The 12,985-nt window shown below is 56.6% G+C and carries 11 protein-coding genes and 1 pseudogene; 1 reads left to right on the top strand and 11 read right to left on the bottom strand.

What is annotated here, in order from left to right; genetic code table 11:
- Positions 1–219: 219 nt before the first annotated feature.
- From DQ393_RS29725 to DQ393_RS29675, 11 genes are all read right to left on the bottom strand, one after another.
- Entirely contained in the window at positions 220–1,221 is a 1,002-nt protein-coding gene (locus DQ393_RS29725; RefSeq protein ID WP_112345302.1) for an IS30 family transposase, read from the bottom strand.
- Positions 1,222–1,733: 512 nt separating this feature from the next.
- Entirely contained in the window at positions 1,734–3,161 is a 1,428-nt protein-coding gene (locus DQ393_RS29720; RefSeq protein ID WP_112345301.1) for an aldehyde dehydrogenase family protein, read from the bottom strand.
- Between the two features lie 51 nt (positions 3,162–3,212).
- Complete coding sequence (locus DQ393_RS29715) at positions 3,213–4,367, bottom strand: NAD(P)/FAD-dependent oxidoreductase (RefSeq protein WP_112345300.1); 1,155 nt, start codon at positions 4,365–4,367, stop codon at positions 3,213–3,215.
- Positions 4,364–5,836 carry a 2Fe-2S iron-sulfur cluster-binding protein gene (locus DQ393_RS34355; RefSeq protein WP_146759000.1) on the bottom strand — a complete coding sequence of 491 codons (1,473 nt, stop codon included), beginning with the start codon at positions 5,834–5,836 and terminating at the stop codon, positions 4,364–4,366. Before DQ393_RS34355 ends, DQ393_RS29715 begins: the two co-directional genes overlap by 4 nt.
- A gap of 14 nt (positions 5,837–5,850) precedes the next feature.
- Positions 5,851–6,957: an ABC transporter ATP-binding protein gene (locus DQ393_RS29705; RefSeq protein ID WP_112345298.1), complete on the bottom strand. Its 1,107-nt coding sequence runs from the start codon at positions 6,955–6,957 to the stop codon at positions 5,851–5,853.
- Positions 6,957–7,739 (bottom strand): ABC transporter permease, encoded by a 783-nt coding sequence (locus tag DQ393_RS29700; protein WP_181592440.1) that lies wholly within the window; start codon positions 7,737–7,739, stop codon positions 6,957–6,959. Before DQ393_RS29700 ends, DQ393_RS29705 begins: the two co-directional genes overlap by 1 nt.
- Positions 7,736–8,626, bottom strand: coding sequence for an ABC transporter permease (locus DQ393_RS29695; protein WP_146758999.1), 891 nt, complete (start codon positions 8,624–8,626; stop codon positions 7,736–7,738). Before DQ393_RS29695 ends, DQ393_RS29700 begins: the two co-directional genes overlap by 4 nt.
- A gap of 69 nt (positions 8,627–8,695) precedes the next feature.
- Positions 8,696–9,706 carry an ABC transporter substrate-binding protein gene (locus DQ393_RS29690; protein ID WP_112345295.1) on the bottom strand — a complete coding sequence of 337 codons (1,011 nt, stop codon included), beginning with the start codon at positions 9,704–9,706 and terminating at the stop codon, positions 8,696–8,698.
- A gap of 46 nt (positions 9,707–9,752) precedes the next feature.
- The gene (locus DQ393_RS29685) at positions 9,753–10,106 is read right to left on the bottom strand and encodes a RidA family protein (RefSeq protein WP_112345294.1); all 354 of its coding nucleotides are present in this window, start codon (positions 10,104–10,106) and stop codon (positions 9,753–9,755) included.
- Positions 10,107–10,123: 17 nt separating this feature from the next.
- Positions 10,124–10,945: an IclR family transcriptional regulator gene (locus tag DQ393_RS29680; RefSeq protein WP_112345293.1), complete on the bottom strand. Its 822-nt coding sequence runs from the start codon at positions 10,943–10,945 to the stop codon at positions 10,124–10,126.
- A 108-nt stretch (positions 10,946–11,053) separates the two neighbouring features.
- Positions 11,054–12,409 (bottom strand): NAD(P)/FAD-dependent oxidoreductase, encoded by a 1,356-nt coding sequence (locus DQ393_RS29675; RefSeq protein ID WP_112345292.1) that lies wholly within the window; start codon positions 12,407–12,409, stop codon positions 11,054–11,056.
- A 225-nt stretch (positions 12,410–12,634) separates the two neighbouring features.
- On the opposite strand from DQ393_RS29675, the pseudogene DQ393_RS33960 reads away from it, so the two are divergent.
- Positions 12,635–12,875: pseudogene (locus tag DQ393_RS33960) on the top strand (hypothetical protein); the annotation flags it as partial.
- Positions 12,876–12,985 lie beyond the last annotated feature (110 nt).

The raw sequence follows: 12,985 nt of genomic DNA, 5'->3' as shown, positions 1-12,985 counted from the left end.
GTTGCTGTGCCTTAAGGGTGCGCAAGCTCGATGTTACCATTCACCGCGACAATGACAACGGGCTACTCTTAAGAGCGCAGGCTCGCGGGTGATGCTCTTGATGAAGGGATCCGAACCGTCGGCTGCGTCTTTTTAACTAATTCCTTGAGATATCGGACATATTATGCATATCTGGAGAAGCTCACCGAAGTGCATCATGCCGGCGTTTAGGGTAGGGGATCAGCCCTCTTCGTGCAAATGCGCCATGAACACTTCGGCTGGCGTTTTGTAGCCGAGGCATTTTCGCGGCAGATCGTTGAGGTGGCGGGCAAGGCGAGTGAGGTCTTGCTGGGAGATGGTTGCAAGATCCGTATCGCCTGGCATGAAGCGGCGAATGCGCTTGTTGGCGTTCTCGACCGCCCCTTTCTGCCATGGCGCACTCGGATCGCAGAACCAACTGCGTGCACCGATCCCATCTTCCAAAGCCCTGAATCCAGCAAACTCGGTACCCCGATCAAAGGTGAAGCTCTGACGCGCAAAGGCCGGCAAAGGAGAAAACGCTCTGATGATCTTGTCCATGATCGGGCGAGAATGCCGGCTTGGATTCTTTATGAGAGCGGTGTAGCGGCTCTTGCGCTCCACGAGCGTGGTGACATTGGCATGGCCGAGTGGGCGTTCGAAGATGAGAAGGTCGCCTTCCCAATGCCCAAACTGAGATCTATTTCCAATAAAATCAGGACGTTGGGATATGCGGTGCGAGGCTGGAAAGACACCGTCGCGCGGCTTCCTGGAGCGCAGTGGACGACGTTTGCGGCGCGCTTCCGGTAGATACTGATAGAGGCCCAACCTATAATCTTCCTTACTGTAGATGAAGCGATAGATAGTCTCTTTACAGACGCGGACGGGGCTGTGCCCGTCCAACAACAGACGCCCGGCGATCTGCTCGGGAGACCAGCGTGCCTCCAACTGGTTGATGATCTCCGTGCGTAAGTTCGGATGGCGCCGCAGCTTTCTCAATCGGCGTCGACGGTCTCTGGAGATGTCGTGAGCAACCGTGCTGTAGTAGCCGTCATAGTCTGACAGCTCACGGTCATGAAACGTGTTGCGCTTGATCTCGCGGTAAATGGTCGAGCGATGACGGCCAAGCTGACGCGCCATTTCGTTGACCGGAACCTTTGCCGCAACCAGATGATGAAGGCGCCGGCGATCGGCAAGGGTGATCTGCGTATAGCATCGGGACATGCAAAAATCTCCAAAGTGAAGCCATTGAAATCATTGGCATGTCGCACTTGGAAATAGAATGTACCATCGCGCCGGCTTCGGTGTGGTAATCGGAATTATGGAACTTCTGCGTTAGCCCAGAGATCAGGCGATGGCCACCCTTGGGCCAGAGCCCGGCGATTGACAGTACTATCATCGACCTCAAAGGGTCACTTAAGGTGCGTCCTCGGCTGGTTTGCAATGCCGAATACGTTGAATTTTCATTGCATCGATGGGATCGACCATCGATTGTTTTCAGGCAAGGCACCAGGGCAGACTGGGGTGAGTAGCGGCCAGCGCAGTGGCAGAGTGAGGTCGCTAGAAGACTCTCGAAATGGCATCTGAACGGCGGGTGGCGAGTAATGCGTTGTTCGTGATCAGGCCTCTCCAGCGGATGAAGCGGTTTGGTAGCGGTCGCGATGGCATGGGTGCCCCCGCAGGAGCGCCATGCTCCTACGGGATAAGGCTTGAGTTTTGGTTCCATGGACTGACTTTCAGTCGCCGTAACCCACGATGCTCTTCACCTCCAGGAAGTCGTGAATTCCAAAGTCGGCGTACTCGCGTCCATTCCCTGACTGCTTGTAACCGCCAAAAGAAGCCATGGTGTCCCATGCCGGATAGTTGATGTAGACCGATCCTGCGCGCATACGAGATGCAATCCTACGGGCGTTTTCGATGCTTGACGACTGCACATAGGCAGCGAGACCATAGACTGTATCGTTAGCAATGCGAACTGCATCCTCCTCGTCTTCATAGGAAATGATCGACAACACAGGCCCGAAAATTTCCTCGCGCGCAATTGTCATGTCCGGCGTTACATTTCCGAACACTGTCGGACGTATGTAGTAGCCGCGGTTCAACCCTTCCGGACGCCCAGGTCCCCCGGTAACGAGAGTTGCGCCCTCTTTGATACCCGTCTCGATCAGGCGCTGGATCTTGTCGAACTGCAACTGGCTGACGACAGGACCAAGCTTCGTATTTTCAGCATTTGGATCCCCAGTTCTGAAAGCTTCAGCTGCGGTCTTCGCGATTTTCAATGCCTCGTCGTGCCTCGCCTTCGGCACAAGCATCCGCGTTGGAGCGTCGCACGACTGTCCGGTGTTGCTGAAGCATCCATCCACACCTTTGGTGACTGCCGTTTCGAGATCGGCGTCAGGGAGAATAATGTTGGCGGATTTCCCACCGAGCTCTTGGGCGACGCGCTTGACAGTATCCGCGGCGGTCTTTGCAACGATGATGCCTGCCCGCGTCGAGCCGGTAAACGACACCATGTCAACGTCAGGGTGCCCGGCCATGATTTGACCAACCTCAGGTCCGGTACCGTTGACAAGATTGAAGACGCCTTTCGGCACGCCAGCAGCGTGCATGACCTCCGCGAAGATCAAGCCGGAGATGGGAGCAACTTCAGAAGGCTTAAGAACAACCGTGCACCCTGCGGCGATGGCAGGCGCCACCTTGCAAACGATCTGGTTGAGCGGCCAGTTCCAAGGCGTTATGAGCGCGCAGACGCCGATAGGCTCCTTCACAACCATAGTCGTGCCCCGCTTCTCGCTGAACTCGTATCCTTCGAGCGCTTTGATCGTCGATTGCAGGTGACCGCGACCAGACCAGGCCTGGGCGTCTCGAGCGAAAGCAATGGGTGCGCCCATCTCGGCGGAGACCGCCTGCGCGATGTCCTCGAAGCGCTCATTGTAGACCTCGAGTATCTTCTTGAGCAGAGCGAGGCGCTCGGCCTGCGTTGTGACAGAAAAACTTTCGAACGCTCTCTTGGCGGCGGCGACGGCATTGTCGACGTCAGCAGCGGACCCGCTTCCAATGCGGGCGAAGGGCTCTTCGGTAGCAGGATTAACAACATCCATAGTCATGGTGTTTACAGGCGCTATCCACTCGCCGTCGATATAGAATTGTTCATAGTGGGACATCGGGGCAATCCTTTCATGTTCGCGGAGCTGAACTCCGCCCGGTGGGTGGCGTCAGGCCAAGACTATGCCGCCCTCGACAATGGGTCCGGTCTTTTCGAAGCGGTCGAGAGCAAACGGTTTCATTCGATGGTCGATATGACCTTTAATTATTCCTTCGGCGATGAGCTTTCCGGCCGCGGGAGCACCAGCGAAGCCGTAGGACCAACCAGCCGAGAACCATAGGTCCCTGACGGCGGGGTGCTCGCCCAATAAGGGTGCATAGTCGGACGAGGCGTGAAGTTGCCCGGCCCAATGGCGAAGAATGCGAACTTCGCCGAGCTGCGGAAACATCTCCAGGTATACCTTGGCCATGTTGGCCATGACTGGGAAGTCAACTTGTAACGACATGCGCGGTCGTTCCGGCACCTCAGTCCCACCAACAACCTCACCTCGCGACGTTTGATGGAAATACGCAAGGCTATCGATCAGAGCGATTGCGGGTTTGATGAGCGGTCGTGTCGGTTCGAGAGCCATCGCCTCGATGCGCATGCCGAACCCGTTGATCCCAACACTCGCCATGGCTGCGATATCCGGGTTATTGGGACCGGCGCAAGATACGATGCAGCCCGCTTGGACCAGCTCGTCGCCCACCCACACTCCCGAAACACGCTCGCCAGTGCGCTCGACACCGGTGATCCGAGTGCGATAGCGGATATCTGCGCCGTTTCGTTCACAGAACGAAAACAATGCCTTCATGACCGCATGATGCGGCGCTACCCCGCCGTCCGGCTGGTGTTGTACTGCCCGAACACGCGACTTATTGATCGCGGGAAGCATATCATCGATCTCGCGGCGAGTGAGCATTCGGCTGTTAACGCCGAGTCTCTTCTGGACCTTCAGGCCCTCAAGGAGCATCGCCTCGCTCTTTTCCTGTTCTGAGACAACGGAATAGCCGCGCTGCGTAAACATGACATTCTCGCCTAGCCGTTTCGACCACGTCTTCCACTCGTTGACAGTCAGGACGAAAAGCTCGGTCCAGGCAAGGGATGCGAAGCCTGGTCGGATGAGCGTTCCGTTGCGACCCGATGCGCCGCCCTGCCAGTACCCAGCGTCCAAGACGAGGATGTCGCGTTCTCCCTTTTCTATCAGATTGAACGCCACGGACAGACCTTGAATGCCCCCGCCTATGATGATCACGGAGGCCCGCTTAGGTAAAGGCTTCGTCATCTGTCCGGCTCCACAAGCCCGGCAAGGCCCGCTGCCTGTGCCACAGTAATCGACCGTCTCGGAGGGCGGTGAGTAGGTCTGTCAAAATCACGCGGCTCGCGCCTAAGGCGAGCGGCAAGCAGCGCGATCATGTTTTCCCAGCACGGGAATCCTTGGCACGTGCCCATGCCGCAAGATGTAAGCCTTTTGAGAACTTCCGGATCTGTCTCGCCCGCGTCGACGTGGCAGAAAAGTTCTCCTGCGGTGACATCCATGCATGGGCAGACGAGCGTGTCTTGGTGGATATCTCCATGCACAGGGATCGGTTCGTCGCCGAGGGCTGCTGCACCGACTACCTGAATGCGAGCCGGCAAAGGTCGAGCTTGCATCTGGAAGAGGCCATCGGCGGAGGCTTGGAACCCAAGGCTGGGATCAGTCCGCCATGGACCCGCATGAACCAAAGTGTCGCATTGAACTCTGTGCGGCACGCCTATCGACGTGACACGTCGGCGTCCAGCAATTTCAACGAGCTGCTCGACGCGCCCCACATGGACAACATTCACGTCGAGCGCGCGCAGTCGCTCAGCGAGCGCAGTTTCGGCACCCGTTCCCAAAACGGCAACTTTCTGTCCTATATTCACCCCTTGAACCGCCATCAGTTGCAGCGCTGCTGCAGCGTCTATGACGCCTGGCAGATGATTTCCCTTTACGAGCGGCGGGATCGATCTCCGCCCCGTGGCGAACACCGCCTCGCCTGGTTCGAAGATAACCGCACCGGTCTCGTGGTCATGTGGTGCTCCGACCATGAGATTTCCGTCGCGGTACACCCCGAAAAGCTCCATCCCACTGAAAACGCGGACTCGTTCGTGAACCGCTTCCGTCGATTTTCCCATAGCGCTTGCGGAACGGGCCAATGCTCCGCCTCGGGTTACGAGGGCAACGTCCTTGCCTAGAAGAGCACGCCGGTTGGCTTCGGCTATTCCCGCAGGACCGCCTCCGACGACGAGGCAATCAAGAGCGACGCGATCGCCAGCTATAGCTTGAGAACGGAGATCTTTGTCAGCGGGGCGCGCCACTCCCGCGAGATTGGCCATGATCCGTTCGGCGATTCGGTAACCAACGCCGCTGCGCGGCATCCAACCACCGTGCTCGAACCCACCGTAGACCATACGCGACGGAAGAAGCTGTGCCAGGCCGAGCAGATCAAAACGGGCGGAAGGCCAGGTGTTCTGCGTCTCCACCATCATGTTCGCTTTTGCGATCGTGGTGTCGAGCCTGACATTCGGCCGGCCGTCTACTCGGGCGAGAACGCCCGTCGTAAAGGATCCACTATATCCTAGGTGACGATGCAACTTACGCGATCTGGCGAGCGTCGTCATACCAGCGCGCCACAAGGCGGCCGCTACCGTATCGCCGGGAGAGAATTCAATTCGCATGTCGTTCCAGCGGAACGCATTGCCTGACTTTTCATGTATGGTGTTATCGACCAACTCTGCCCCCGTCTTCAGTCGCCCAGGATGACGATGTCGGACGGCGACCAGGAAATGCCTATCCGATCGCCAGCATTCATTGCCTCAACAGAAGTAACATCGCGGCTTCGGAGGTTCACCTTGCTTCCATCACGCATGCGGACGACCAAGCGGTATTCCACTCCAAGATAGATCTTGTCTTCGATGATACCTTGGCCGCCGTTCCCGCCTTGATGAACCGCAGCGCTTGGCTCGATCCGTTCTGGACGCAGGACTACACATGCTTTCCGTCCATTCGAAATCGCCTGAACACGCGGGTCAGCCTTTGGAAGGCTAGCTTTCCAGCTACAGCCTTCTACTACGACGCCGTGATCATCGGACCGCGTCACTCCATGCAGCAGGTTGGCCTCTCCTATGAAGTCCGCGACGAATTCTGAGCGGGGCTTCTGGTAGAGTTCGCGTGGCGTTCCAATCTGTTCAAGGCGACCTTCTTTGAAGATGGCGATGCGATCGCTCATTACTAAGGCCTCCTCTTGGTCGTGGGTGACGGACACCACGGTCGCACCTACCTGCCTGGTAATATGCATAATCTCGATCTGCATCTGGCCACGCAACTTTTTGTCGAGTGCGGCCATCGGTTCATCAAGAAGGACGATGTCGGGCTTGAACACCAGGGCCCTAGCCAATGCAACACGCTGCTGCTGGCCGCCGGACATTTCCTTTGGGTACCGTGATGCGCAATGGGCCAAGCCGACAACCTCAAGCATCTCCATCACTCGCCTCTGCCGTTCTTCGCGCTTCACGCCTCGCGTCTCCAGGGGGTAACCAATGTTTTCCAGCACCGTCATATGAGGAAAGAGAGCGTAGTCTTGAAACATCATTCCGATATTGCGCTTCTGGGGCGGGACACGTGTCATGTCTCGTCCGTCGATAAGAAGCTTTCCGGAAGTAGGCTGGATGAAGCCGGCGATGGCACGCAATGATGTTGTCTTGCCGGAGCCAGACGGGCCAAGCATCGTCAGGAACTCGCCCTTCCGCAGCTCGAACGAGATATTGTCCAGTGCTTTGACAGGGCCGTATAGCTTGGATACACCTTCAAGCTTCATGGCCGTTCCGATGGAGGTCTCCTGAGCGGCATTCATTATCGTAATTCCCTGGATTTGTTGGAAACGAGCACACCGGCCGCAGACAGAACGATCAAGATCGCCGCAACTGCGGCCGTGGCCGGATCGAGATTGGTTCGAACTTGGTTCCAGATCATGATGGGAACAGTGCGGGTCTGAACATCGGCGAGGAACAGCGCAACTACGACCTCGTCCCAAGATGTTATGAATGCGAAGACGGCGCCAGAAACCACCCCTGGGAATATCAGGGGCAGCGTCACTCTTCCAAATGTGAACCAGTGGCCGGCGCCTAGACCCAGACTTGCGGGTACAAGAGATGGGTTCACCATGCGCAGGCTGGCCATGACGGAAACCACAACGAAGGGGATCGCAAGGACGGTGTGCGCGAGCACGAGACCGATGTGCGTGGCTACCAGACCCCAACCGGAAAACACCATGTACATCCCAACCGCAAGAACGATAACTGGCGTCACCATTGGGCTGAGTAGAAGTCCCATAATCAGTGTCTTGCCCGGAAAGCGATGCGCGTTGATGGCGACCGCGGCGGAGGTGCCGAGGACGGTGGCGAGGATTGAAGCTGCTACCGCTATAATGAGGCTGTTGATCAAGGCATTCTGCCAGTCAGGCGAGCCCAAGACTTTCCCATACCAGTCGAGCGTAAAGCCGACCGGAGGAAACTCCAGCGTCGCGGTCGTCGTGAAAGACATCGGAACGATGACCAGCGTGGGAAGCAATAGGAACAGCGCGATCAAAACGACGACCAGCCAAAACAGGAGACTACGAAGACGATTCATCGTCATGCTCTCCCCGCACCGTTGCGGCTCTGTAGCCAAGTTCTGGCCACACCAAATATGCCGAACGCCACAGCCGTCAGGATCATGAGCACGATTGCCAAAGCTGCGCCGAGGCCGAAGTTGAGCTGCTCGGTGAACTGCCCGGCTATCAGCTGCGCAATCATTATGTCACGAGGGCTGCCTAGCAGGGACGGGGTGATATAGAAGCCCAGCGAAAGCGTGAAGGCGAGGATCGCTGCGGCAGCAATGCCCGGCAAAGAAAGCGGTAGGTAGATTCTCAAAAAACCACGAAGCCAGTTGGCTCCGCAAATCGCTGACGCTTCAAGAAGCCGAAGATCAATTTTCTTCATCACGGTATACAAGGGAAGCACCGCGTAGGGCAGCAAGATATGCACCATACCGACGGCCACGCCGACCGGCGTGCGGATCAGCCGAAGCGGTCGATCTGTGAGCCCTGTCGCTAGCAGTATCTCGTTAATCAAGCCGCTGTTCTGCAGCAGAATAATCCAAGAGAAACTGCGCAGAAGAAGGCTGACCCAGAATGGAATGAGCAGTGCGATCGACAGCAGTAGGAGAACTTTTCGACCGCCATGGGCCATCGCATAAGCGTACGGATATGCCACAACGACAGTGACGATCATAACAATGAACGATACCCGGAACGTCTCACCGATGACGCGCAGAAACAATGGCGTTGTAAAGATCTGCCGATAAAATTCTGTACTACCATTTGGAAGCGAGATCGCGATCAGCTTGAGCAGCGGGAAGATGAAAAACAAGCTGAGGAAGATTGCCGATGGCACCAGTAGCCCGATCCAAGGCGCTGGGCGAAAGCTTCGCGCGAACGTCGCACGCGGGCGATCGCCGAATTCGTCGTTGAAGGTCGTGGACATCTCGTCACCGATGAGCGTTGAAATTTGCGGCCCGCCCCGCATACGAAACGGGCCTTTGCTCAGATAGGCCTACTGCAGCAGCCATTCCTGGAAGCGAAGGTCCACCTTCGCTCCGTTCTGGGCCCACCATTCGGCGTTCATAAGGACCCGTGTACCCAGATGATCCGTCGGGAGGTTACCCTTGAATTTAGGATCTACCGCATCGACGGCCTTCTTGTTGGAGGGGCCGTAAGGCATGTACTTGGTGAAGGCGATCTGCTGTTCGGGTTCGGTAAAGAAATTGATAGCCTTCATGACCGCGTCCTTGTTCTTGGTACCTTTGGGGACTACCCAGTACCCGGTCTGTGAGGTCCAATTTGTCCAGTCGATCTTGATGCCCTTCTCACTTACGCTGACCGCGCGCCCAACCCATACGAGTCCCAATGTGGCTTCACCGCTTGAAAGAAGCTGCTCAGACTGGGAGCCACTGTCCCACCAGACAATATCTTCCTTGATAGTGTCCAGCTTCTTGAGTGCTCTTTCCACGTCGATCGGGTAGAGATCCTGAGGCTTCACGCCATCCGCGAGAAGGGCTGCTTCGAAGATTCCGGATGCGGCGTATTTCCACACGGCACGTGATCCCGGGAACTTCTTCGTATCGAAGAAATCCGCAAAGCCTTTGGGTGCCTTGCCACCGAATTCCTTGTCATTGTAAGCTAGCACGGTGCCTTCGATATCCGAAGCCACCCGGTACTTGCCTGCAGCACCGTCGATGAATTTAGAGCGGTCAATGATGGAATAATCAATCGGTTCGAGCCACTGGGCATCGGTCTCGAGCCCGAAGCTATCGTCCGTCAGGAGTAGGTCCAGCGTGACGTTGCCAGTCTCGACCATCGCCTTAAGCTTCGCGTTGCTCGACGACGTATCTTCGACAATCTTGATGCCCGGATTCCTCTCCATATAGGGCTTGAAATAGGACTTCGATTGAGCTTCCTGGTAGACCCCACCGTAGCTGGACACGGTGAGCGTGGTCTCGGCAGCAAATACGGCTGACGTGGTGAGCGCCGCAACCACAGCAGTGACCAAAAGCAATTTGCGCATGTTAGTTCCCCTTTTTTTGGTTTGGTAATGCGTGACGAATTGACGTTCAAACCGCGGCCTGAAGTGCGATCTCGACCAGAATGTTCTCGGCTGCCAGGTTTGCCTCTACGGTTGCACGCGCCGGCAGTGCGTCTTCCGGAATCCAATCCTCCCAAACGGCATTCATGGAAGGGAAGTCCGAGACAGCATGCTTCAGCCATATCTGCGCGAACAGGATCTTGGACTTGTCGGTCCCTGCGGTAGCAAGAAGGTGGTCGATGCGTTCGAGAATTTGGGAGGTTTGCCCAGCCACATCCTGAGTGCGATCCGCAGGCACCTGGCCAGTAACGTACGCAATTCCGTTGTGCACGAGTACGTGGCTCAGGCGTTTTCCGTTCGGTTCGAAGCGTTGAATCGTCATAATGACTCCCGTCGGTTCTAAAGTTTGGCGTTGATGGATGTTCTCCCTGCGGAGCCTGGCTTCAATCCGCGAGCTGCAGTCGAGATGGCACGAGCGGCGTTCACGATCTGGGGCCCCAGCTCGGAGAAGACCTGTTCGATACGCCATCGGCTAAACGGCACGGAGATGTTGATGGAGCCGAGTGGTTTGCCTTCGGCGTTGACGATGCAAGCACCGATAGCGATGTCGCCGACGTAGTATTCCTCGTTTGAGAACGCGAATCCGTCAGTTCTTACGCGCTTCAAGAGCGCAAGCAGTTCATCCGGATCCGTAACCGTGTTCGGCGTATAGGCTGTGAGCTTGGAACCGCGTATACACGCCTCGGCCTCGTCTTGGGGCAGGGCTGCGAGATATGCCCGGCCTGCCGCTGTGCAGAACATCGGCAGCCTTTGGCCAATTGGCACATGGATTGAGATCTGCTTGTGGCTGGCGAACCTCGAAACATAGACCATCTCCGTGCCGTATGGCTCGAGTAGGTTACAGCTTTCTTGGCTTTGTCTGTTAAGCTCGTGAAGATAGGGCGTTGCCCTATCGATCAGCTCGCTTGTTTGCAGATAATTCGAGCCGATTTCCAACGACTTTGCCGTTAGACGATATCCTTTTGAGCTTACGTCCTTGGTCAGGTAACCAATGCTCTCAAGGGTGAAAACGGACCGTTGGACCGTGCTCTTGTTCAGCCCTGTTGCCTCAGCGATCTCAAGAAGGTTCATGACCGATCTGGAGGCTGTGAACGTCGAGAGGACCGAGAGGCCTTTGGCCAACGCGGTTACAAAAAGTGGAGAGTCTTCTGCGTCTGCCATGGGACCTGTTCGCGAAACTGTTGCTGGGGCCGCCGTCATAACATGCCTCGCTCCGGCGTTGAGGCGCGAAATACATCACTGATCTCAGAGTCCGGTGCCGGTGCCACGCTAGGCTGCCTTTTTCGCATCGCGAGCGTCCTTTACGTGAAGCCAGCGGTAAGCCATCCACTGTCCAAGGCGGATCAACGACGAAAGCGGATAGCGATCCGGCTGGCGTTTGAGGATTGATGCGTCGGTGATAAAGGGCTTTCCTGCGGCCATCAGCGCGAGCTTCGTGCCAAGATGGATGGATAGCGAGACGCCACTACCCGCGCAGCCGCCTGATGTAAACACGTTCGTCAACCCCGGAACCTGGTAGCAATACGGCAGGGAATTCCGGGTTACCGCCACCCACCCTCCCCACCAATAGCCCACGCCAACGCCATTCAAGCTGGGAAACTTCCGCTGCAGGGCCTGGTAGAGATAGTCCTGGTGCCGGGGCGCTTCTGCATCCTGCCCTGTGATCGCGCTTCGGCCACCAAACATGATGCGGTTGTCTGGAAGACGGCGGTAATAGAACAGGAGGTTGCGTGTATCGAAAAAGCACTTGTCAGACGGCAGGCTCTCGGCCACCTGAGCTTCGCTCATTGGCTCCGTGACTATGATCTGAGAGTGTACGGGTAGGACACGCCCCGCGAGGCGGCAGTGCAGCTGCGATGATGTGTACCCGTTTGTGGCTACGATTACGTTCTTCGCGCGCACGGTTCCTTGTGGCGTAACCAGCACGTGAGAATTACCTTCGGTTCTCCATCCCGTAACTGGTGAGCCAGTGTGGATGATGGCACCCGCCTCTCGCGCCATCTGGTGAAGGCCTCGCGCCAACAAAAGCGGGTTTACGGAGAACCCGTCTGGGAGATACAGCGCGCCATGACTTTCCGGTCCCCTATGGATACCCTGAAGGTCCTGGCTTGAAACGAACTTCGCCGGATAGCGAAGAATGTTGTTGTAAAGGCGTTCCTCACGCTGAAGGGCTTCTACATGGGTTTTATATGCCGCAACCTTGTAAACGCCGTCAGATTGGCGTTCACATTCGATTGAGCCCCGCTCAATTAGATCGCGGACCGTATCGAGCCCTTGCCGGAGTTCGTTGAAAAAAGCGCGTGCCTCATGCTCCCCATAGGTCTTAACAAAAGTCGACCAGGGCACCCGACCGCCGGAGATGCGCACAAAACTACCGTTTCGGCCACTGCAGCCCCAAGCGGAACTGCGTGCCTCAAGTACAGTGGCCCTCACCCCGTGGTCACGCGCGAGCGATAGGGCCGCCGACAACCCGGTGTACCCGCCACCGATGATCGCAACATCGACATCCCGATCACCAGTCAACACTCCATCATCAGACGGTTGCTCGCCACTGTGAGCCAGCCAGAAGGAGTTCGGATCTGGTTGAGACTGGTTAGGGTAGGCATGGACGAGGGGATCGTACATCGGGCTTCCAATATCGCTATGCGATTTCTATACATCATTTTTTATAGTAAAGACGAACTTGATCGATATTGTCAACCTGGATATCGATTTATGACGAGGTGCTTTTTATCCGCGGCAGCAATAGGAGGAGATTCTGCGAGGGGTTTGACCTTTGAGCGCGAGTTCGGCCATTGCAACTTCACCTTATTGGTTCGTTGCGATATCCGAGGACTCCCTAGAAACACGCTGTTTCGCGGGTTGTCCAACAGCGGGCGGCCGGCAATCCGCTCAGGTCATTATCTTGTAAAGCGCGAGGCCGATGTGATGGCTCGCCAACTCGGACACCATCGTTCGACCATCAATCGCGAGATCGGAAGCAATACGTTCCAGGACCACGAGCTTCCCGAATAGTGGCTATTTCTCCATATTTTCCGATGACGTCGCCGGGGAACGGCGACAGCGCTTGCGCAAGCTTCGGCGCGATCCGCTGTATGGTCATTGAGAAACTGGAGGCCTATTGGTCTTGATCAATCCTGTCGACAGTGTTCAGAAAGGAACGAGCCTGTAGCGACAGAGACGCCGGGATAACGCCGGTTT

This window comes from Martinezella tropici, from assembly GCF_003287875.1.
GTDB lineage: Bacteria > Pseudomonadota > Alphaproteobacteria > Rhizobiales > Rhizobiaceae > Rhizobium > Rhizobium tropici_C.
The sequence above is the reverse complement of the archived record's forward strand: the minus strand, read 5'-3'. Positions and strand labels throughout refer to the sequence as shown.

Excerpts from the sequence above, each read along its gene's own strand:
- DQ393_RS29705 (WP_112345298.1), bottom strand. The coding sequence starts at position 6,957 with ATGAATGCCGCTCAGGAGACCTCCATCGGAACGGCCATGAAGCTTGAA.
- DQ393_RS29720 (WP_112345301.1), bottom strand. The coding sequence starts at position 3,161 with ATGTCCCACTATGAACAATTCTATATCGACGGCGAGTGGATAGCGCCT.
- DQ393_RS29715 (WP_112345300.1), bottom strand. The coding sequence starts at position 4,367 with ATGACGAAGCCTTTACCTAAGCGGGCCTCCGTGATCATCATAGGCGGG.
- DQ393_RS29675 (WP_112345292.1), bottom strand. The coding sequence starts at position 12,409 with ATGTACGATCCCCTCGTCCATGCCTACCCTAACCAGTCTCAACCAGAT.
- DQ393_RS29700 (WP_181592440.1), bottom strand. The coding sequence starts at position 7,739 with ATGACGATGAATCGTCTTCGTAGTCTCCTGTTTTGGCTGGTCGTCGTT.
- DQ393_RS29690 (WP_112345295.1), bottom strand. The coding sequence starts at position 9,706 with ATGCGCAAATTGCTTTTGGTCACTGCTGTGGTTGCGGCGCTCACCACG.
- DQ393_RS29680 (WP_112345293.1), bottom strand. The coding sequence starts at position 10,945 with ATGGCAGACGCAGAAGACTCTCCACTTTTTGTAACCGCGTTGGCCAAA.
- DQ393_RS29725 (WP_112345302.1), bottom strand. The coding sequence starts at position 1,221 with ATGTCCCGATGCTATACGCAGATCACCCTTGCCGATCGCCGGCGCCTT.
- DQ393_RS29695 (WP_146758999.1), bottom strand. The coding sequence starts at position 8,626 with ATGTCCACGACCTTCAACGACGAATTCGGCGATCGCCCGCGTGCGACG.
- DQ393_RS29685 (WP_112345294.1), bottom strand. The coding sequence starts at position 10,106 with ATGACGATTCAACGCTTCGAACCGAACGGAAAACGCCTGAGCCACGTA.